Annotated in this window: 17 protein-coding genes; 8 read left to right on the top strand and 9 right to left on the bottom strand. The window is 74.4% G+C overall.

All coding sequences use genetic code 11. The annotated features are described in order from the left end of the window. Positions 1–15: 15 nt before the first annotated feature. The 3 genes from ACQP17_RS10925 to ACQP17_RS10915 all read right to left on the bottom strand — a co-directional run bounded on the left by ACQP17_RS10925 (position 16) and on the right by ACQP17_RS10915 (position 3075). Positions 16–675: a class I SAM-dependent methyltransferase gene (locus ACQP17_RS10925; RefSeq protein ID WP_433856091.1), complete on the bottom strand. Its 660-nt coding sequence runs from the start codon at positions 673–675 to the stop codon at positions 16–18. 484 nt (positions 676–1159) lie between these two features. Further along, complete coding sequence (locus tag ACQP17_RS10920; RefSeq protein ID WP_433856090.1) at positions 1160–2164, bottom strand: quinone oxidoreductase family protein; 1005 nt, start codon at positions 2162–2164, stop codon at positions 1160–1162. 44 nt (positions 2165–2208) lie between these two features. After that, on the bottom strand, positions 2209–3075 hold the full coding sequence (locus tag ACQP17_RS10915) for a helix-turn-helix transcriptional regulator (protein ID WP_433856089.1): 867 nt from the start codon (positions 3073–3075) through the stop codon (positions 2209–2211). A gap of 298 nt (positions 3076–3373) precedes the next feature. Here ACQP17_RS10915 and ACQP17_RS10910 point away from each other — a divergent pair, with 298 nt between their 5' ends. The 3 genes from ACQP17_RS10910 to ACQP17_RS10900 all read left to right on the top strand — a co-directional run bounded on the left by ACQP17_RS10910 (position 3374) and on the right by ACQP17_RS10900 (position 8385). Beyond that, entirely contained in the window at positions 3374–5560 is a 2187-nt protein-coding gene (locus ACQP17_RS10910) for an acyl-CoA dehydrogenase (RefSeq protein ID WP_433856088.1), read from the top strand. 31 nt (positions 5561–5591) lie between these two features. Further along, positions 5592–6803, top strand: a complete 1212-nt coding sequence (locus ACQP17_RS10905; RefSeq protein ID WP_433856087.1) for a thiolase C-terminal domain-containing protein — start codon at positions 5592–5594, stop codon at positions 6801–6803. A gap of 136 nt (positions 6804–6939) precedes the next feature. Further along, positions 6940–8385 (top strand): MFS transporter, encoded by a 1446-nt coding sequence (locus ACQP17_RS10900; RefSeq protein ID WP_433856086.1) that lies wholly within the window; start codon positions 6940–6942, stop codon positions 8383–8385. 49 nt (positions 8386–8434) lie between these two features. Here the strand turns inward: ACQP17_RS10900 and ACQP17_RS10895 are convergent, their stop codons facing one another. From ACQP17_RS10895 to ACQP17_RS10880, 4 genes are all read right to left on the bottom strand, one after another. After that, positions 8435–9073: a response regulator gene (locus ACQP17_RS10895; protein ID WP_433856085.1), complete on the bottom strand. Its 639-nt coding sequence runs from the start codon at positions 9071–9073 to the stop codon at positions 8435–8437. 215 nt (positions 9074–9288) lie between these two features. Beyond that, complete coding sequence (locus tag ACQP17_RS10890) at positions 9289–10566, bottom strand: sensor histidine kinase (RefSeq protein ID WP_433856084.1); 1278 nt, start codon at positions 10564–10566, stop codon at positions 9289–9291. A 30-nt stretch (positions 10567–10596) separates the two neighbouring features. Then, a complete protein-coding gene (locus ACQP17_RS10885) occupies positions 10597–11325 on the bottom strand; it encodes an ABC transporter permease (RefSeq protein WP_433856083.1) in 729 nt (242 codons plus the stop codon). After that, entirely contained in the window at positions 11325–12296 is a 972-nt protein-coding gene (locus ACQP17_RS10880) for an ABC transporter ATP-binding protein (protein WP_433856082.1), read from the bottom strand. Before ACQP17_RS10880 ends, ACQP17_RS10885 begins: the two co-directional genes overlap by 1 nt. Positions 12297–12707: 411 nt before the next feature. Between ACQP17_RS10880 and ACQP17_RS10875 the strand changes: the two genes are divergently transcribed. The 3 genes from ACQP17_RS10875 (at position 12708) to ACQP17_RS10865 (ending at position 15778) form a co-directional block, all read left to right on the top strand. Next, positions 12708–13583 (top strand): MaoC/PaaZ C-terminal domain-containing protein, encoded by an 876-nt coding sequence (locus ACQP17_RS10875; protein ID WP_433856081.1) that lies wholly within the window; start codon positions 12708–12710, stop codon positions 13581–13583. Positions 13584–13652: 69 nt separating this feature from the next. After that, the gene (locus tag ACQP17_RS10870) at positions 13653–14729 is read left to right on the top strand and encodes a Zn-dependent alcohol dehydrogenase (protein WP_433856080.1); all 1077 of its coding nucleotides are present in this window, start codon (positions 13653–13655) and stop codon (positions 14727–14729) included. Between the two features lie 107 nt (positions 14730–14836). Continuing rightward, complete coding sequence (locus ACQP17_RS10865; RefSeq protein ID WP_433856079.1) at positions 14837–15778, top strand: 3-oxoacyl-ACP reductase; 942 nt, start codon at positions 14837–14839, stop codon at positions 15776–15778. 109 nt (positions 15779–15887) lie between these two features. Here the strand turns inward: ACQP17_RS10865 and ACQP17_RS10860 are convergent, their stop codons facing one another. Together ACQP17_RS10860 and ACQP17_RS10855 are read right to left on the bottom strand one after the other, a co-directional pair. Then, on the bottom strand, positions 15888–16055 hold the full coding sequence (locus ACQP17_RS10860) for a hypothetical protein (protein WP_359014310.1): 168 nt from the start codon (positions 16053–16055) through the stop codon (positions 15888–15890). A 159-nt stretch (positions 16056–16214) separates the two neighbouring features. Continuing rightward, complete coding sequence (locus ACQP17_RS10855; protein WP_433856078.1) at positions 16215–17909, bottom strand: hypothetical protein; 1695 nt, start codon at positions 17907–17909, stop codon at positions 16215–16217. A 268-nt stretch (positions 17910–18177) separates the two neighbouring features. Between ACQP17_RS10855 and ACQP17_RS10850 the strand changes: the two genes are divergently transcribed. Together ACQP17_RS10850 and ACQP17_RS10845 are read left to right on the top strand one after the other, a co-directional pair. Next, positions 18178–19053: a Nif3-like dinuclear metal center hexameric protein gene (locus ACQP17_RS10850; protein WP_433856077.1), complete on the top strand. Its 876-nt coding sequence runs from the start codon at positions 18178–18180 to the stop codon at positions 19051–19053. Then, positions 19050–19793 (top strand): zinc ribbon domain-containing protein, encoded by a 744-nt coding sequence (locus ACQP17_RS10845; protein WP_433859885.1) that lies wholly within the window; start codon positions 19050–19052, stop codon positions 19791–19793. The genes ACQP17_RS10850 and ACQP17_RS10845 overlap by 4 nt, the downstream gene beginning before the upstream one ends. Positions 19794–19795 lie beyond the last annotated feature (2 nt).

Below are 19795 nucleotides of genomic sequence, written 5' to 3'. Positions count from 1 at the left end.
GCGATGGTAGCCCGCTCAGAAACCGGGACCGGTGCGCCGCAGAACGTGCAGCGAACCGTGGGCCGACACCTCGGTGAACGCGCCGGACTCCAGTGCCCTGCGGTAGATCCGGTACGGGGCCTGTCCGCCGTCCGCCGGGTCCGCGAACACGTCGTGGATGACCAGCAGGCCGCCGGGGGCGAGATGCGGTGCCCAGCCCTCGTAGTCGGCGCTGGCGTGCTCGTCGGTGTGCCCGCCGTCGATGAAGACCAGGCCGACCGGGGCCTGCCAGACGGCCGCGACCTGCGGCGACCGGCCCACCAGGGCGATCACCTGGTCCTCCAGGCCCGCGGCGTGCAGGGTGCGGCGGAAGGTGGGCAGGGTGTCCATCCGGCCGACCTCCGGGTCGACGACGGTCGGATCGTGGTACTCCCAGCCGGGCTGCTGCTCCTCGCTGCCGCGGTGGTGGTCGACGGTGAGGGCCAGCACCCCGCCGGCGCGCGCGGCGTCCGCGAGCAGGATCGTGGACCGGCCGCAGTACGTGCCGACCTCCACCAGCGGCAGTCCGAGCGTCGCCGCCCCGGCCGCCGCCGCGTACAGGGCGAGGCCCTCGTCCACGGGCATGAAGCCCTTCGCCGCCTGGAACGCGGCGAGAATCTCCGGCTGCGGAGCGGCCGGAGCCGTGGGAGCGGGCATCTGCGTCCTCCTGCTGGTGGTGCGGTCAGAGGCTCATCGTGCCGTATGGGGTGGGGCGGGTGGGGTGCGGGTGGCCCGTGGTGGGGGCGGGGCGGTGTGCTCCGGTGCCGGGGATTCGGATATCGCCACGGCGACCTCGCATTTCCCGCTCCGGGAGCCGGACGTGCGGGCGGGTTTCCGTCCGTTCTCCGGGCGTTCCCTTCGAGGGGTATCGCCCTCCCGATCGCCTTCCCGATTCCCGGATGCCGGTATGCCGGGAAGTGGTGAATTCCGTTACGGGGAGTGGAGAAGGGGCGGGAGGGGGAGAGGGGGAATTGGCGAGAAGTGCGGCAGAAATTCACCGGCGGATTCTGTGCGCGTCCTGACCGTTTCCTGTGTGCCTCCGGAGTGTTCCCTGTGCGGGTCCGGGGTGTCCTTGCGGGGGTCCGGAGTGTTCCCCGTGGGGCCCTTACGGGGCGGGCCGCACCGTAAGGGCCCCACAGGCCTACGGGCGGCCGGCTCCGTGTGAGAGCGCCGCGACGGTGAGGACCAGCTTGCCGGTGGTCTGCCCGGATTCGATGCGCCGGTGTGCCTCCGCGGCCTGTTCCAACGGCAGGGCCTCGGTCTGTACCCGCAGGGTTCCCCGGGCCGCGGCCTGTACGGCGCGGCGCAGGGCCTGCCCGGCGTCCCGGGGGAAGGCTGCGGAGAAGGCGGCGAGGTTGAAGCCGGAGACGGTCTTGTTGGTGAACCACAGGTGGTTGGCCGGGATGCCGACGTCGTCGGCGCCCGAGGCGTTGCCCATCACCACCAGCCGTCCCATGGGGGCCAGCCGGTGCAAGCCGGCGGTGCGGGAGGGGCCGCCGACCATGTCGACGACGATGTCGAACTCGCCCGCCTCGGCGACCCGGTCGCGCAGGATCACCTCGTCGTAGCCGAAGCGCCGGGCGGTCTCGATCTTCGCTTGGCTGCCGACCGTTCCGACCACGCGGCCGGCGCCCAGCAGGCGGGCGGCCTGGCCGAGCTGGCTGCCCACGCCGCCCGCCGCGGCATGGACCAGGACGCGGTCTCCGGGCTCGATGCGCGCCACCCGGTCCAGGACGAGGAAGGCGGTGGTGCTGTTGGAGGGAAGCGCCGCGGCGACGCCGAGTCCGATGTCAAGGCCGTCCAGCGGGGCGACCAATTCCGCGGAGGTGACTGCCACCTCGGCGTATCCGCCGCCGTCGACGATCGTCAGTGCGGCCACCGGCTGGCCGACCCTCAGGTCCGTGACGCCTTCGCCGAGGGCGCGGATGCGGCCGGAGACCTCGATGCCGGGCACGAAGGGCAGCGGCACGTCCACCACGCCGCGCCGGTAGAGGACCTCGGCGAAGTTGGCGCCCGCACAGGCCACGTCGATGGCCACCTGGCCGGGGCCCGGCTCGGGGATCGGCAGCCGCTCGACGCGGAGCACCTCGGGCTCGCCGAACTCGGGGATGGTCACTGCCTTCATGTGCGTGTTGTCGCTGTTCATGGCAGTGATCCTCCTCGGCCGTCACGATGCCCGGCAGTGTCGGCTCATCCTGGGTGTGACACCACCAGGCTGCGCGCACCCATGAGCTGCTCCAGCCGTTCCTGGGTGTCGGTGCCCGGACGGGGGTTGTGCAGGATCAGGTGGTGGCCGGGAAGCTCGGGCAGCGGCAGCAGGGTGGCGTCGAAGACCAGCGTCCCGGCTTCCGGGTGGTCGACCGCCTTGACCGCGCTGGTGTGCTCGGCCACGTCGTGGCGCTCCCACAGCTCGGCGAACTCCGTGCTGCTGCGAGCCAGCTTCTCGGCGACGCGGTCGAACTCCGGGTCCTCGGGGTAGCGCGCGGCATCGGCACGGAAACCAGCGACCACGTACGGGGCGGTCTCGGCCCAGTGCCGGTGCAGAACCCGGTAGCGGACGTTGCTGAAGTACGACACCAGACAGTTGTGGTCGCTCTCGCCGTAGCCGAACACGATGCGGGCGGCGTCGTTGATGTCGGTGAAGTTCCAGTGGCGGTCGCGGATGTACCCGGGCCGCGGCGACCAGGCGTCCAGCAGCCGCCGCACCTGCGGCGGGGCAGGCACCGACGGCGCCGGGGCGAGCTGCGGTGGGTTGAGCCCGGCCAGCCGGTACAGATGCGCGTGCTCGGTGGAGTCCAGCAGCAGCACCCGCGCGATCGCGTCGAGGACCTCCTCCGAGACCTTGATGTCGCGCCCCTGCTCCAACCACGTGTACCAGGACACCCCGACCCCGGCGAGCACCGCGACCTCCTCGCGCCGCAGCCCCGGTGTACGCCGCCGCCCGCCCTCCGGCATACCGACATCCGCAGGCGCGACCCGGGCCCGGCGACTGCGCAGGAACTCACGAAGCTCGACGCGACGACGGTCACGGGGCACGGCAGGGCGCTCACTGGTCATGGCGTCCAGCCTAAGCAGCCCCTTCGGGCGGTGCGGCCGACGGCCGGCCGCGGAGATGCCCCAGCACGTGCCCCGTACCAGCCGCTACGCGCAACTGCTGGCGCCATGCGCTGACCTCTTCGACGGCGGGCGACAGGAGAACGCCGGTGGCCGGCGGCAATGCTGGGCTGCCGAGTGCCGAGTTCACGCGCACAGGGCACAGGGCACAGGGCACAGGACAACCGGGCCTCCGGGGGCCCGCACTTCCACCCCTCGTCTGACCTTCCGTCAGAATGAAACGTGTTCTAATCTGCCCCGCATGGGCATCGGAATCACGCAAGAGCAACGTGACCTGGCCGAGGCGGTGGGGGGCTGGGCCGCGCGGGTCATGCCGCCCGCGGAGGTGCGCAAGCTGCTCGACGCCGCACCGGGAGTGCAGGGGCGGCCCGCCTGCTGGGACCAGCTCGCCGCACAGGGGCTGCTCGGGCTCCATCTCCCCGAGGCCGACGGCGGGGGCGGCGGTGACCTGCTCGATCTCGCCGTGGTGCTGGAGGAGTTGGGCCGCGCCGCGTTCCCCGGCCCGTATCTGCCCACCGTCCTCGCCGCCGGGCTGCTGCACCGCGGCGGCGCCCGGCACCTGGTCCGTGCACTCGCCACCGGCACCCTCGGCGCGGCCGTCGCGCTCGGGACGGGCTCGCTCACCGCCACCGGGACGGACGGCGGCCATGTCCTGGACGGCACCGCGCCCCCGGTCCTCGCCGGCGCCGACGCGGACCTGATCGTGCTGGCCGCGCGGACCCCCGACGGCAGCACGGTCTGGCTCGCCGCCGACGCCGGTGCGCTGACCGTACGGGCACAGGAGAGCGCCGATCCGACCCGGCCGACCGCCGAGGTGCGCGCCGAGGGGGTCCTGGTGCCCGCCGACCGGCTGCTCGACGTCGACGACACCCTGGTCCGTGACCTGGCCGGCGTGCTGTTCGCCGCCGAGAGCTGCGGCACGGCCGCCTGGGCGCTGCGTACCGCCACCGAACACGCCGCCGTCCGCGAGCAGTTCGGCCGGCCCATCGGCCAGTTCCAGGCGGTCAAGCACCTGTGCGCCGAGATGCTCGTCCGCTGCGAACAGGCCCGTGCCCTGGTCTGGGACGCGGCCCGCGCGCTGGACGAGCCGCCCGAGGTCCGCGGGCTGGCCGCGGCGCTGGCCACCGCCACCGCCCTGGACGCCGCCGTCGGCTGCGCCAAGGACTGCCTCCAGATCCTCGGCGGCACCGGCTTCACCTGGGAGCACGACGCCCATCTCCATCTGCGCCGGGCCCTGGTGGCCCGCGCGCTGCTCGGCGGCGGCGACACCCACCGGCTGCGCGCCGCCCGCCTCGCCGCCGGGGGCGCCCGGCGCGCGCTGCGGCTGGAACTCCCCGCGGAGGCCGACGGGTTCCGTGCCGACGCCCGCACGGCCATCGAGGGCGCGCGCGGCCTCGACCCGGCGGCGGCCCGCCGCGCCCTGGCCCCCACCGGCCATGCCGCCCCGCATCTGCCCCGGCCCTGGGGGCTGGGCGCCGGCCCCGTCCAGCAGCTCGCCATCCAGCAGGAACTCGCGGCCGCCGGGGTCAAGATCAGCGATCTGGGCATCGCCACCTGGGTGGTGCCCGCGCTGCTCGCCCACGGCACCCGGGAGCAGCAGGAGCGCCATCTGCCGCCGACGCTGCGCGGGGAGCGCCTGTGGTGCCAGCTGTTCTCCGAGCCGGAGGCCGGCTCGGACCTGGCCTCGTTGCGGACCCGCGCCGAGCGGGTGGACGGCGGTGGCTGGCGGATCAACGGCCAGAAGGTGTGGACCTCGGCCGCCCAGTGGTCCGGCCACGGCATCCTGCTCGCCCGCACCGACCCCGCGGCCCCCAAGCGCAAGGGGCTGACCTTCTTCCTCGTCGACATGACGACCCCCGGCATCGACATCCGCCCGCTGACGGAGATCACCGGCGACGCCCTGTTCAACGAGGTGTACTTCGACGACGTGCTGCTGCCGGCCGACGCGGTGGTCGGCGCGGTCGACGACGGCTGGAAGGTGGCCCGCACCACCCTGGACAACGAACGCGTCCACATGGCCGACCAGTTGACCTTCGACACCGGTCTGGAGCAGCTCCTGACCCGGGCCGGTGAGCCGTCCGAGGCGGTGCGGGTGCGGCTGGGCGCGCTGGCGGCCGAGGCACACGCCCTGGGCTGCATCGGGCTGCGCACCACGCTCCAGCAGGTGTCGGGCCTGGAGCCCGGGGCCGGCGCCAGCATCCGCAAGCTGGTGCAGACCCGGCACCAGCAGAAGGTCGCCGAGCTGGCGCTGGAACTGCTCGGCCCGGCCGGCGCGGTGCGCGAAGGGGCCGGCGAGCGGGCGCTGCACGGCTTCTTGATGTCGCGCTGTCTGACCATCGCCGGCGGCACCACCCAGGTGCAGCTCAACGTCGTCGCGGAGCGGCTGCTCGGCCTGCCGCGCGACCCGGAGCCCCGCCCCCTGATCTGACCCCGCCCGTCCGCTCCCCAGGAGGACACGCATGGCTGGCAAGGCGTACATCGTCGGCGTCGGGATGACCCGCTTCGTCAAGCCCGAGAGCGACGACCGGCAGTACTGGGACCTGGTGAAGGAGGCGGGCGGCGCCGCGCTCGCGGACGCCGGGATCGGCTACGAGGCCGTCGAGCAGGTGGCGGCCGGCTACTGCTTCCAGCCCTCGACGGCCGGACAGCGCGCCGTCTACGAACTGGGCCTGACCGGCATCCCCGTCTACAACGTCAACAACAACTGCGCCACCGGCGCGACCGCGCTGATGATGGCGCGCCGGTTCGTCGAGGGCGGCATCGACGACTGTGTGCTGGCGCTCGGTTTCGAGAAGATGAAGCGCGGCGCGCTGGGCGGCGGCGCCGACAGCGGCGATTTCCGGACCTCCCCGGTGGCCCGCCACTACGGGGTGATGGCGGCCGCCCACGGCTTCGAGCAGACCCCGCCCACCGCCCAGATCTTCGGCAACGCGGCCCGCGAGCACATGGCGCGCTACGGCACCACCGCCGAACAGCTCGCCGCGGTCGGCGCCAAGAACCACCGGCACTCCGCGCACAACCCCCACGCCCAGTTCCGGCAGGTGTACACGGTCGAGGAGGTCCTCGCCGCCCCGACCGTGCACCGCCCGCTGACCAGGCTCCAGTGCTCCCCGACCTCGGACGGCGCGGCCGCCGCCGTGGTCGCCTCCGAGCGGTTCGTCCGGGAACACGATCTGGCCGGCAAGGCGGTGGAGATCGCCGCGCAGGCCATGACGACGGACACCGGTGACAGCTTCGCCTCGGGCTCCTGCCTCGACGTGGTCGGCCGGCCGATGTCGCGGGCCGCCGCCCGGCAGGCGTACGCGGCCGGCGGCCTCGGCATCGAGGACGTCGACGTGATCGAGCTGCACGACTGCTTCTCGGTCAATGAGCTGCTGACGTACGAGGCGCTGGGGATGTGCGCGGAAGGGGAGTCCGGGAAGCTGGTCGCCGACGGCGCCACCACCTACGGCGGCCGCTGGGTCGTCAACCCGTCCGGCGGGCTGATCTCCAAGGGGCACCCCCTGGGGGCGACGGGTCTGGCGCAGGCCGCCGAGCTGGTCTGGCAGCTCCGCGGGACCGCGGGCGACCGCCAGGTCCCCGGCGCCCGGGTGGGTCTGGCGCACAACATCGGCCTGGGCGGCGCGGCGGTGGTCACCGTGCTGCGGCGGGCCGGCCACCCGGCGGCGTGAGCCCCGGCCACGAGTGGGCGGGCGGCCGGTACGGGCCGCCCGCCGTCTCCCGGCGGCCTCCGCCTTTCGGCCTACGTCCCGTCCACGGACAGGTGCGCCGAAATCCCGATGCCGGGCGCATGCACCGAATGCGAGCATGGTCCGCATGCCGCCGATAGCCCCCTTGGCCACGCTGCCCGACACCGCGCGCCGCAAGGCCGCCCCCGCGTGGCTGGTGATGTTGGTGGTGTGCTCGGGGCAGTTCCTGGTGGTGCTGGACGTCTCCGTGGTGAATGTGGCGCTGCCCGCCATGCGGACCGGCCTGGGCCTGAGCGAGCTGGGCCTGCAGTGGATCGTCAACGCCTACGTGATCACCTTCGCGGGCTTCATGCTGCTCGGCGGGCGGGCCGCCGACCTGTTCGGCCGCAAGCGCGTCTTCGTCCTGGGGCTGGCGCTGTTCACCGTCGCGAGCCTGGGCGGCGGGCTGGCACAGCAGCCCTGGCAGCTGATCGCGGCCCGGACGGTGCAGGGCGTCGGCGCCGCCGTGCTCTCGCCGGCCACCCTCACCATCCTGACCACGTCGTTCCCGGCCGGCCCGGCCCGCACCCGCGCCATCGCCACCTGGACTGCGGTCGGCGCCGGGGGCGGCGCGGTGGGCGGCCTGGTCGGCGGGGTGCTCACCGAAACCCTGTCCTGGCGCTGGGTGTTGCTGATCAACGTGCCGGTGGGGGCGCTGGTGCTGATGGGCGCGGTGCGGTGGCTCACCGAGAGCCGGCAGGGCACCGCGCGACGGCTCGACGTGCCCGGCGCGGTGCTGGCGACCGGTGGGCTGGCGCTGGTGGCGTACGGCATCGTGCAGACCGAGACGCACGGCTGGGCCTCGGCGTCCGCGCTGCTGCCGCTGGGCGCCGGGCTGGCGGTGGTCGCCGCGTTCCTCGTGGTCGAGGCGCGGGCGAAGGCGCCGCTGATGCCGCTGGGGCTCTTCCGGCTGCGCTCGGTCTCGTCGGCGAACGGGGCGATGGTGCTGGCCGGCGCCGCGATGTTCTCGATGTGGTACTTCCTGTCGCTGTACGTGCAGAACGTGCTGGGCTACCGGCCGTTGCAGGCCGGGCTCTCCTTCATCCCGCACTCCCTGTCCATCGTCCTGGGCTCCAAGATCGCGCCGCGGCTGATGAACCGGGTGGGCGCCAAGACGCTGGCCGTCACCGGCGCGGTGCTCTCCGCCGCCGGGATGGCCTGGCAGGGCACGATGGACGTCCACGGCAGCTACCTCCCCACCATCCTGGGCCCCGGCATCCTGATGGCGCTGGGGGCGGGGCTGACCGCGACCCCGATCGCGTCGATCGCCACCTCCGGGGCCGACCCCGCCGACCAGGGCCTGGTCTCCGGCCTGATCAACACCTCCCGCCAGATGGGCGGCGCGCTGGGCCTGTCGGTGCTGTCCACCGTCGCGGCCTCCCGCACGGAGCGGGACAACGGCCTGGCGGCGCTGGCGGACGGCTACGGCCTGGCCTTCCACGTCGGCTCGCTGATCCTGCTGGGCAGCATCGTGCTGATGGTCGTGGCCCTGCCGCGGCGGCCGGCGGATGCCGCGCACGGCTGAGGCGCCTTCGGGGGCGGGCCCCGCGGCGTCCCGCCCGGCTCGCGAGGCCCTACAGCCACCCGTTGCGGCGCGCCGCCCGGACCGCCTCCATGCGGTTGCGGGTGCCGGTCTTGCCGATCGCCGCGGAGAGGTAGTTGCGGACGGTGGCCTGCGAGAGGTGGAGCTTGCCGGCGATGTCGGCGACCGTGGCGCCGTCCACGGCGGCGGTCAGGACATCCCGCTCGCGCTGGGTCAGCGGGTTGGGACCGGCGCTCAGGGCCGCCGCGGCGAGGGCGGGGTCGATGACCCGCTCCCCGGCGAGCACCCGGCGGATCGCCGCCGCCAGGTCCTCCACCGGGCCGTCCTTCACCAGGAACCCGGACGCCCCGGCCTCCATGGCGCGGCGCAGATAGCCGGGCCGCCCGAAGGTCGTCACGATCAGGACCTTGCAGGAGGGCAGCCGGTCGCGCAGGTCGGCCGCGGCGTCCAGGCCGCTGCGGCCGGGGAGTTCGATGTCCAGGAGGGCGATGTCGGGACGGGTCTCCAGGGCCGTGTCGACGATCCGGTCGCCCGCCGCGACCTGGGCGACGACCTGCATGTCCTCCTCCAGGTCGAGCAGCAGCGCCAGCGCGCCCCGCATCATTCCCTGATCCTCGGCGAGGAGGACTTTCACGCTCTTGGTGGGGGGTGCGGCGGGTGCGTCGGTCATGCCGTCAGCGTAGCCAGGCCGGCGCCCGCGGGCGGCAACGGCGGCCGTCCGGGCTAGGGGGTGTCGTTCGGATCATGGCGGGCTCGCGGGCCCCGGCACGCGCCCTCGCGGCGTTGTCGTCGGTCCCCGACGCTCCGCGTCGACTCCCTCCTCCGCCTTGCGAGCCCACGCACCGGACCCCGCTCCCTGATCCACCATGATCCAAACGACACCCCCTACCCGCCCGCCTCCCGCGCGTCCGCCATGTCGCCGGTGTCGACCGGGAGTTCGGCCGTGACGCGGAAACCGCGGCGGCCGTCCGGGCCGCTGCGCAGGGTGCCGCCCGCCGCGGCCAGCCGCTCGGTCAGGCCCTTCAGCCCGGTGCCGCCGACCGGTCCGGGACGGCCGTCCGTGCCGCCGGTACCGTCGCGCAGCCGGCCCGGGGCGGCCGCCGCGCCGGCGCCGGCGGGGCCCGGGCCGCGGCCGTCGTCGGTGATCGTCAGCCGTACCCGGTCCTCGTCGGCGTGGACGGAGATCTCGCAGTGGGCGGCGCCGCTGTGCCGCACGGTGTTGGTGACGCCCTCGCGGACCACCCAGCCCAGCAGCGCGCCGGCCTGCGGCGGCAGCGGCGGCCCGGCCTGGCGCACCACGGGGTCGATACCGGCCGCCTCCAGCACCGAACGGGCCCGGTCGAGTTCGGTGGCCAGACTGCCCTCGCGGTAGCCGGTGACCGCCTCGCGGATCTCGGTCAGCGCCTGCCGGCCCACGGCCTCGATGTCGGCGGCCTGGACCAGCGCGGCGTCCAGATCGCGCGGCGCCAGCCGGCGGACCGCCTCGGCCTTGACCACCACCACGGACAGCGTGTGGCCCAGCAGATCGTGCAGATCGCGCGAGAAGCGCAGCCGTTCCTTCTCGACGGCGCTGCGGGCCAGCTCCTGGCGGGTGGTGTTCAGCTCCTGGATGGTGTCGAACAGGCTCAGGACCGTGGACGTCACCATGCCGGAGAGGAAGGTGCCGTAGCCCACCCCGAAGGCGCCCGGACCGTCGTCGTGCCAGCCCGTCAGATACCCGGCCGTACCGCTGAGCGCGATCAGCCATACCGCGAGCTTCTTCCCGCGCAGCGTGCGCACCGTGCCGGAGGCCAGCGACAGCAGCGGGAAGAACAGGAACCAGTCGCCGCCGAACCCGAGGGCGATGGCGAAGGTGATGGCGGTCAGCACCGCCAGGGCGTACAGCGGTCGGCGGGAGTCCCGCAGCCGGGGGTTGAACGAGGTCCACACGACGGTGATGTAGACGGAGTTGAAGGCCAGCAGCCCGAGGCCGGCCAGCCAGGGGTACGCCGTCTTGCCCTGGATGACGTTGGAGAACGCGCCCAGGCCCATCAGCAGCCAGGGCAGGAAGGCGTACTTCCCCGGCCCGTCCGTCTTCCGCTCCGCCGGGCCGGGCGGGCACGGCGCGGAGTCCGTGCCGCCGTTCTCCGCCGTGCCGGCGTCCTGCCGCTTCGTGTGCTGCACTGTCGCTTCCCAGGTCTGCGCCGCTGCCGGTCAGGCCGTGCGTGCGGCCCGACGGTACGCGTACACCGCGTAACTGCCGAAGAGTGCCAGCCAGACGATGAGCACCGCTACTGTGCCCAGGCCCGGCGCCTCGCCCTGTGTGACGCTGTGGCCGAGCGCGGCGAAGCGGTTGCCGGGCGTCCAGGAGGCCGGTGTGCGCAGCCACCCGGGGAACAGCTCGATCGGGAACCACAGGCCGCCGATGATCGAGAGCAGCACCATGCAGCCCGTGTTGACCACACCGGTGGACTGCGCGGAGAGGCGGTAGCCGTTGCCGAGGCCGAGCAGGGTGAAGGGAGCGGTGCCCAGCCACAGCAGCCCGGCCAGCGCGGCCCACTGCCAGGCGGGCATCCGGACGCCGTTGAGCAGCGCGCCGACCAGCAGCACGGCGGCGATGGCCGGCAGCACCGTCACCGAGGCGGTCAGCCCGCGGCCGACCACGACCCGTACGGGACTCAGGGGGGTGACCCGCAGCTGCCGCAGCCAGCCCAGCTGCTTGTCCTCGGCGACGCCGGTGCCCGAGCCGATCGCCGCGCCCAGCGCGCCGTAGGCGGCCATCCCGACCATCGACGCGATCTTCCACTCCATGGCGCCCGCGCCGCCGCCCACCCCGATGTTGGTCATCAGTACGTACATCACCACCGGCATCCCGATGCCGAACACGACGAAGCCCCGGTCGCGCAGGGTGCGGCGGACTTCGAGCCGGACGTAGTCGAGCATCACGCGTGCTCCTTCGTGGCGGGGGTGGCGGCGGGGGCCGGGGAGAGGGGAGCGGGCCCGGGGGAGGTGAGGGCGAGGAAGGCGTCCTCCAGGCCGGCGGGGGCGACCCGCAGCCCGCGGACCAGCCCGAGCCCGGCCAGCGCCACCACCGTCGCGTCGGAGTCCGCCGTGCGCAGCAGCGCGCGGTCGCCGCGCACCTCCACGGCGCTCACCCCGGGCAGCCCCGGCAGCGGACCGGTGGGTGCGCCCGCGAGGTCGAAGGAGACCAGCGTGCCGCCGGCCTGCCGCTTGATCGCCGTGCCGCTGCCGTCGGCGACCACCCGGCCGCCGTCCATGACCACGATCCGGTCGGCGTGTTCGTCCGCCTCCTCCAGATAGTGGGTGGAGAACACGATGGTGTGGCCGCGGCGCGCGTAGGCCCGCATCGAGCGCCAGAAGGCGCGGCGCGCCTCCACGTCCAGCGCGGCGGTCGGCTCGTCGAGCACCAGCAGCTCGGGGTTGCCGGCCAGCGCCACCGCGAAGCGGACCCGCTGGGCCTGCCCGCCGGACAGCCGGTCCACCCGCCGCCCGGCGAACTCCCCGAGTCCGGCCAGCTCCAGGGTCTCGGTGACGTCCATGGGGTGCGGATAGCAGGCCGCGACGAAGGTCACCAGCTCACGGACGGTGACCCGCGGTACGGCCTTGCCGTCCTGGAGCATCGCGCCCACCCGGCCGGCCCGTACCGCCGCCTCCGGGGTGCCGCCGAACAGCGCCACCGTGCCCTCGTCCGGCGGCAGCAGCCCCAGCAGCATCGAGAGGGCGGTGGACTTCCCCGCGCCGTTGCGCCCCAGGAGCGCCACCGTCTCGCCCGCCGTGATCGTCAGTCCCAGACCGTCCACGGCCCGCACCGTGCCGTAGCTCCGGGTCACCCCGGAGAACTGCACGGCCGTGCCGCCCGCTTCCGTGGGTGTGGTCCCTGGTCTCTGTGTCATGCCCGCCCCGCCTCTCTTCGTCCCGTATGACGCTACGGAGCGCCGCCCACCGCGCGGCAGAGGCGAATGTGGACGGCCGGCCCTGACAAATGTCACCGGCGGGCGCGACTCCCGTGGGCGCGCCGCGGCTCCTCGTCCGGTCCGCCCGGGGCGGATACGGGACGTCATCAGGGTTCGGGTCCGGGCCGGCGTCCGGGACCGCGCGAATCTGACAATCCGTCAGAGGTCAGGTCTTCCGGCCGCCGGACGGATCGGCTATACATGAGAGCCATCGGCTAGAACGCGTTCTAGAAGTGTGCCCTGTGCGCGGTCGGAGCGCTGCCGTGGCCGACCAGATGCGACCCCGGCCCGGTCGACGGTGCGGACGGCCGGGCCGGGGTCTTCCCCCGTGGTGAAGGAGCAGCCAGCCCCATGCCCATCGACGCCGCCAAGGCCACCTCCGCCGAACCGCGGAGCACCGAACTCGCCTGGGACCACAAGGACGTTCAGCTCTACCACCTCGGCGTCGGCGCCGGCGCGGCCACGCCGCAGAAGCCGCACCCCGCCACCGACCCGGACGAGCTGCGCTACACCCTGGAGAGCGCGCTGCACGTCCTGCCCAGCTTCGCCACCGTCGCGGGCGGCGGGATGGCCCTCGCCGGCGGACTGTCCGCCCCCGGCATCGAGGTGGACCTCGCCGCGGTCCTGCACGGCGGCCAGACCGTCACCGTGCACCGCCCCGTCCCCGTGCGTGGCCGGGCCGTCCAGACCTCCTCCGTCCCCGCCGTGTACGACAAGGGCAAGGCCGCCGTCATCGTGCTGCGCTCCGAGGTCGCCGACGAGGACGGCCCGCTGTGGACCTGCGACACCCAGATCTTCGTCCGCGGCGAGGGCGGCTTCGGCGGCGAGCGCGGCCCGTCCGCCCGCCTCGAACTCCCCGGGCGCGCGCCGGACCTGGACACCGAGCGCCGGATCCGCGAGGACCAGGCGCTGCTCTACCGGCTCTCCGGCGACTGGAACCCGCTGCACGCCGATCCGGAGTTCGCCGCGCTCGCCGGGTTCGACCGGCCGATCCTGCACGGGCTGTGCACCTACGGGGTGACCCTGAAAGCCGTGGTCGACACGGTGCTGGGCGGTGAGGTCGCCCGGGTGACGTCGTACACCACCCGCTTCGCCGGCGTCGTCTTCCCGGGCGAGACGCTGCGCCTGCGCATGTGGCGCGAGCCCGGCCGGGTCCAGGTGTCGGTGACGGCGGCCGACCGGGACGACGCGCCCGTCCTGGCGGACACCGTGGTGACGCACCGCTGAGGCCGGCGCCGTCCGCACCCCCGCCGGCCGCCACCCGGACCGGCGCACCAACCGAGAGGAGCTTGTGACATGCGCGCAGCGATACTGCACGAGACAGGCCAGGACAAGCTCGAAGTCGTCGACGACGTCGAGCCGGTGGGATTCGGCCCCGGCAAGGTCAGGATCCGGATCCGGGCGACCGGACTGTGCCACTCCGACCTCTCGGCGATGAACGGGGTGCTGCCGCAGCCCGCCCCGTTCGTCCCGGGCCACGAGGGCGCCGGCGAGATCCTCGACGTCGGCGACGGCGTCACCGGGCTCCAGCAGGGCGACCGCGTGTTGATGTGCTGGCTGCCCGCCTGCGGCAGCTGCCCGTCCTGCAGGCGCGGCCAGTCGCACCTCTGCCTGGCCGGGTTCATGAACGCCGGCACGCCCAACTTCCGGCGCTCCGGCGGCGATGTCTTCGGCTTCGCCGGCACCGGCACCTTCACCGAGGAGGTCGTGGTCGCCGCCGGCTGCGCGGTCCCGATCCCCGACGACGTCCCGTTCGAGATCGCCGCGCTGATCGGCTGCGGTGTCACCACCGGGCTCGGCGCAGCCCTCAACACCGCCCGGGTGGAGGCCGCTTCCTCGGTCGCGGTGATCGGCTGCGGCGGCGTCGGGATCTCGGTCATCCAGGGGGCGAAGGCCTGCGGCGCGGCCGAGATCATCGCCGTGGACCCGGTCCCCGCCCGCCGGGAGGCCGCGCTCCGTTTCGGCGCCACCGAGGCCGTCGCCCCCGAGGAGTTCGCCGGCGCCAAGGCCCGGATCACCGCGGGGGAGGGCTTCGACTACGTCTTCGAAGTGGTCGGCAAGTCCGCCACCGCCCGGACCGCCTACGAGATGACCCGCCGCGGCGGCACCCTGTGCGTGGTCGGCGCGGGCGCCATGGACGACACGTTCCAGGTCAACATGTTCGAGCTGTTCTTCGACGAGAAGCGGATCCTGCCGTCCCTGTACGGCGGCGCGGACGTGCTGCGCTCCTACGAGCGGGCCATCGCGTTGTGGCGGGCCGGCCGGATCGACCTGGAGGGCCTGATCACCCACCGCGTGCAACTGGCCGAGATCAACGAGGCCCTGGACCAGATGCGCGCCGGCACCGCCCTGCGCACCTGCATCGAGATCTGACCCGGCCCGCCCGGGGCCGCGTCCCCGGGCCCCGCCCCGTCCCGGACCCGCACCGGTCCACCGCACCACCGTCCGCACACGCTCCACGACGACTGGAGAGGACATCAATGGCACAGCCACTGGAGGGCCTGACCGCGATCGTCACCGGTGCCGGGCGCGGTCTGGGCCGCGCCGAGGCCCTGGAACTCGCCCGCCTCGGCGCCCGCGTCGTGGTCAACGACTACGGGCAGCCGGGCCGCGACGGCTCGGGCGAGGCCTGCGCCGCGCCCGCCGAGGACGTCGCCGCCGAGATCCGTGCGGCGGGCGGCCGGGCCGTCGCCCACCTCGGCGACGTCGCCGACCACGCACAGGCCCGCGCCCTGGTGGAGCTGGCCGTGGAGACCTACGGACAGCTCGACATCCTGGTCAACAACGCGGGCATCCTGCGCGACCGGATGGTGTTCTCGATGACCGAGGACGAGTGGGACTCGGTCATCCGCGTCCACCTCAAGGGCCACTTCAACACCACGCACTTCGCCGCCGTCCACTGGCGCGAGCGCGCCAAGGCGGCCGGCGGCCCGGTCCACGGCCGGATCGTCAACACCTCCTCCGAGGCCTTCCTCGCGGGCTCGGCGGGACAGCCCAACTACGCGGCGGCCAAGGGCGGCATCGTCGGCCTGACCACCTCCACGGCGCTGGCGCTGGGCAAATACGGCGTGACCGCCAACGCGATCTGCCCGCGCGCCCGCACCCGGATGACCGAGGACGTCTTCGCCGGCTTCCAGGAGCCCGCGGACGGCGCCCTGGACCCGCTCGCGCCCGCACACGTCGCGCCGCTCGTCGGCTATCTCGCCTCACCGGCCGCGGCCCGGGTCAACGGGCAGCTGCTGGTGGTGCACGGCGGCATGGTCGCCGTCGCCGAACGCCCGCGGATCGCCGCCAAGTTCGACACCGCCAAGGAGGTCTTCAGCTACGCGGAGCTGGACGAGCTGCTCACGCCGTACTACGCGCAGCGCCCGCCGGGCGAGACCTTCGCGGCGGCCGAGGTGCTGGGCCTCAAACACGGCTGAGGCCGGCCGCGCACGACGGTGAACCGGCCGTGGCCGCCACCCGCGCGAAGCGGGGTGGCGGCCACGGCTCGTGGTGTGTGGTCGGCGGCCGGAGACCGCCGGACCCGCCTTATGCGTCCTGCGGCTGCTTGTCCCGGCGGTGGCGGCCATGGGCGGCGGAGTCGGACTCCTCCGCGGCGGCCGGGCCACGGTGCCTGCCGGAGCTTGCCGCCTCGGCGGCCTGGGCGGATGCCTCCTGGGGGCGCGCCTGGGTCGTGTCGGTTCGGGCTTCGGACATGAAAAGGGTCTCCGTCGGATCGCTTACAGCTGTACGCGTCGGGACCTCGCCCGACGACCGCCAAGGCTGACCCCGAACGGCACGACCGGTGGCCGGTCAACCGGCTGCGCTGCCCCCGCCCGAAATTCTAACGGGGCCGGAAATCGCGCTCCACCGGGTCTACCGGGCCGCCAGCGGTGCCTGCTGCAAGGGAACTGGCCTGCACAAAGGGGGATGTTCGGCGGTCCGCCGCGGTTCCGCGTCCGCACCCCGGGGTTGTGCAGATGATGTGGAGCGGTTGTCGATTTCCGCCCCATCCTGGACGATCCCGCCGCCGTACGCGCCCTCCGGGGCGGCGTCCGGGCCGGCATCCGGCACGACGCCGGGGCCGCTGTCCGGCCCGGCGGCCGCCTCCGCGTCCCCGTGCGGCGGCACCTCGGCGGGGGCCTTGGGCCATGCGACGGGCGGCACCTCGGCGGGGGCCTTGGGCCATGCGGCGGGCGGCACCTCGGCGGGCATCGCCACCCGCGCCGTGGCCGGCGCCCCCGAGGGCACTCCCACCCGCGTCCATGTGCGCACCCCGGCCGACCGCTCCTGTACCGGCACCAGCGGCCCGACCAGTTGCCACGGTCTCCTCGCCGGGGCCGCGCGCACCGGCACCACCGCCCGGGCGGGCTCCACCGTCCAGGCCGCCCGCGGGGGTTCCACGGTCCGTGCCGGCTGCCCGGGCGCCGCGCTCCGCACCGCCCGCTCGGGCACCACCGCCCGCGGCGGCCCCACCGGCCGCCGCCCCGGCTCCGCCGCCTGCTGCCGCTCCTGCTGTGGCTCCCGCTCCCGCCGCGCCTCCGGCTCCGGGGTCACCGGTGGCAGGGCCATCCGCAGCCGTGCCACCCCGCACGGCTCCGCCGCCGTCGTGTGCGGCAGCAGCAGTTCGCCGCCGGCCGTCCACAGGCCGGCGCCCGTCAGCCACCCCCGCGGCGCCGGGAACTGCCGCAGCTGCCGTACCGAGGGCCGCCAGACGCCCAGCCAGCTGCCGTGCGCCCCGTCCACCCGGAAGGCCACCGCGCAGCTCTCCGGCGCCAGCATCTGCCGCGGCTGCATCGCGAACGGGGTGACCGTCGCGCCGGCCGGATACAGGCACTCCGGGAAGCGCACCGGCAGCCGGCTGCCCAGGACGCCCCAGCCGATCCGGTCCCGGCCCGGCGCGTCCGACCGCACCAGCAGCAGTCCGCTGTCCGGATCGGCCAGCAGCAGACGGTCGTTGCTGTCCTCGGTGATCTGCAGCAGCGGGCCGGTCTCGCCGCCCCGCTCCAGATCGACCGTGACGGCCTTCGTCCGGCCCGCCCACTCCCGGTCCAGCGCCAGCAGCCGGCCGGTGCGGTCCAGCCAGGCGCCGCCCGAGCAGCGCCCCGGGATCTCGGCGACCGGCTCGGGTCCGCCCGCGCCGCCGTGCAGCAGCCACAGCACGGTGCGGTCCGCCGCGGGCGCCAGGGCGTAGCCGCGGGTCCCGTCCGGGGCCGGCGGCAACAGGGTCAGCTCGGGCGCCTCCACCGCCCCCAGGACGAGTTCACCCGTGCCCGGGCCCGCCGGGTAGAGCAGGGAGACGGCGAAGCGGTCGGCGACCCGGCGCGCGATGAGCACCCGCCCGTCGGCCAGCGGCAGCAGCGCGCTGTCCGGCTCCTCGGGCTGGGTGCCCTGCAGCGGCACGGCGTACGGCTCGGGGCCGCCCAGCGTCCAGCGCTCCGGGAACCAGCTCCCCGCGGCGTCGTGGTGACGGGCGAGCCGGGCGGCGTACGAGCCGTCGGCGGCGATCGTCAGGGTCGCGCGGTGCGGGCGCGTCGGCGCCGCGGCGCCCTCGGTGGCACAGATCGTCATCGGGCGGTCACCTCCAGTCGGCATCCGAAGGTAGGTTTCGCACGTCCGGCCGAACAGGGCGAGTTGCCGCACTTCACGCATAAGGATGGCAGTTGTCCGGTTCGCCGGTGCCGAGCGGGGCGGCTGTGCATCGGCCCGCCCGGCCGCCGGCTCCGGCCGCCGGGGGGCGGGCTCCGGCGGCCGGGCCCGCCGTACCCCGTACGGCGGCCGCGGAGCCCGGGGCGGGACGGCCCGCGCGGTGTCACGGCCGGGAGGTAACCTTCCACCCGTGCCCGTACTGTCTGAAGTCCTCTCCGCGCTCGACGCCCTGTGGCCCCCCGAGCGGGCCGAAGGGTGGGACGCCGTCGGCACGGTCTGCGGTGATCCCGGCAGCGAGGTCCGCCGGGTACTGTTCGCCGTCGACCCGGTCCAGGAGATCGCCGACGAGGCGGTGCGGCTAGGCGCCGACCTCCTCGTCACCCACCATCCGCTCTACCTGCGCGGTACGACGACGGTCGCGGCCTCGACCTTCAAGGGCCGGGTCGTGCACACCCTGATCAAGCACGACATCGCCCTGCACGTCGCGCACACCAACGCCGACACCGCCGACCCCGGTGTCTCCGACGCCCTGGCCGGCGCTCTGGACCTGCGCGTCCTCGGCCCGCTGGTGCCGGACCCGGACGATCCGGCCGGCCGCCGCGGCCTGGGCCGGATCTGCGAGCTGCCGCATCCGATGACGCTGGCCGCGCTCGCGTCCCACGCGGCCGGCCGGCTGCCCGCCACCGCGCAGGGCATCCGGGCGGCCGGTGACCCGGACCGCGAGATCCGGACCCTCGCCGTCTCCGGCGGCTCCGGCGACAGCCTCTTCGGCGCCGTCCGGACGGCCGGTGTGGACGCCTTCCTCACCGCCGACCTGCGCCACCACCCGGCCTCCGAGGCCGTCCAGAGCACCGCGGACCGCCCGCCGGCGCTGCTCGACGCCGCCCACTGGGCCACCGAGTGGCCGTGGTGCGAGCAGGCCGCGGCCCAGCTCGACGCGGTCTCCGACCGGCACGACTGGGGACTGCGCACGCACGTCTCCCGTACGGTCACCGACCCCTGGACCGCCCACGCGGCGTCCACCCCTCTCTTCACCCCGACGCACACCACAGGAGCCCCACGCTGAACGCCGCGCCCGCCGACCAGATCCGCCTTCTCGACGTCCAGGCCCTGGATGTCCGGCTCACCCAGCTCGCCCACCGGGGGAACAACCTCCCCGAACTGGCCGAACTGCAGACCCTGGAGGGCGACCTCACCCAGCAGCGCGACCTGCTCGTCGCCGCGCAGACCGAGGAGAGCGACACCACCCGCGAGCAGACCAAGGCCGAACAGGACGTGGACCAGGTGCGCCAGCGCGCCGCCCGCGACCAGAAGCGGCTGGACTCCGGCGCCGTCACCTCCCCCAAGGACCTGGAGCACCTCCAGCGCGAACTCGCCTCGCTGGCCAAGCGCCAGGGCGACCTGGAGGACATCGTCCTGGAGGTCATGGAGCGCCGGGAGTCCGCCCAGGAGCGGGTCACCGAGCTGACCGGCCGGGTCGAGGCCATCCAGGCCAAGGTCGACGACGCCACCGCCCGCCGCGACGCCGCGTTCGGCGAGATCGAGGCGGAGCGTGCGACGGTCGCCAAGGAGCGCGAGCTGACCGTCGCCGACATCCCGGCCGAACTCCTCAAGCTCTACGATAAGATCCGCACCAAGGAGGGCGGCGTCGGCGCGGCCCGCCTCTACCAGCGCCGCTGCGAGGGCTGCCGCCTGGAGCTGAACATCACCGAGGTCAACGATGTCCGCGCGGCCGCCGCCGACACCGTCCTGCGCTGCGAGAACTGCAGCCGCATCCTGGTCCGTACGCCCGACTCGGGCCTGTAGGC

Origin of the sequence: Streptomyces kronopolitis (genome assembly GCF_050953795.1) — a bacterium.
In the GTDB taxonomy this organism is placed as follows: Bacteria; Actinomycetota; Actinomycetes; order Streptomycetales; family Streptomycetaceae; genus Streptomyces; species Streptomyces kronopolitis_A.
This window is presented reverse-complemented; position numbering and strand designations above follow the sequence as displayed.

Bases quoted from the DNA above. Each gene is read 5' to 3' on its own strand.
- ACQP17_RS10925 (WP_433856091.1), bottom strand. From the start codon at position 675: ATGCCCGCTCCCACGGCTCCGGCCGCTCCGCAGCCGGAGATTCTCGCC.
- ACQP17_RS10920 (WP_433856090.1), bottom strand. From the start codon at position 2,164: ATGAACAGCGACAACACGCACATGAAGGCAGTGACCATCCCCGAGTTC.
- ACQP17_RS10915 (WP_433856089.1), bottom strand. From the start codon at position 3,075: ATGACCAGTGAGCGCCCTGCCGTGCCCCGTGACCGTCGTCGCGTCGAG.
- ACQP17_RS10910 (WP_433856088.1), top strand. From the start codon at position 3,374: ATGGGCATCGGAATCACGCAAGAGCAACGTGACCTGGCCGAGGCGGTG.
- ACQP17_RS10905 (WP_433856087.1), top strand. From the start codon at position 5,592: ATGGCTGGCAAGGCGTACATCGTCGGCGTCGGGATGACCCGCTTCGTC.
- ACQP17_RS10900 (WP_433856086.1), top strand. From the start codon at position 6,940: ATGGTCCGCATGCCGCCGATAGCCCCCTTGGCCACGCTGCCCGACACC.
- ACQP17_RS10895 (WP_433856085.1), bottom strand. From the start codon at position 9,073: ATGACCGACGCACCCGCCGCACCCCCCACCAAGAGCGTGAAAGTCCTC.
- ACQP17_RS10885 (WP_433856083.1), bottom strand. From the start codon at position 11,325: ATGCTCGACTACGTCCGGCTCGAAGTCCGCCGCACCCTGCGCGACCGG.
- ACQP17_RS10880 (WP_433856082.1), bottom strand. From the start codon at position 12,296: ATGACACAGAGACCAGGGACCACACCCACGGAAGCGGGCGGCACGGCC.
- ACQP17_RS10875 (WP_433856081.1), top strand. From the start codon at position 12,708: ATGCCCATCGACGCCGCCAAGGCCACCTCCGCCGAACCGCGGAGCACC.
- ACQP17_RS10870 (WP_433856080.1), top strand. From the start codon at position 13,653: ATGCGCGCAGCGATACTGCACGAGACAGGCCAGGACAAGCTCGAAGTC.
- ACQP17_RS10865 (WP_433856079.1), top strand. From the start codon at position 14,837: ATGGCACAGCCACTGGAGGGCCTGACCGCGATCGTCACCGGTGCCGGG.
- ACQP17_RS10860 (WP_359014310.1), bottom strand. From the start codon at position 16,055: ATGTCCGAAGCCCGAACCGACACGACCCAGGCGCGCCCCCAGGAGGCA.
- ACQP17_RS10855 (WP_433856078.1), bottom strand. From the start codon at position 17,909: ATGACGATCTGTGCCACCGAGGGCGCCGCGGCGCCGACGCGCCCGCAC.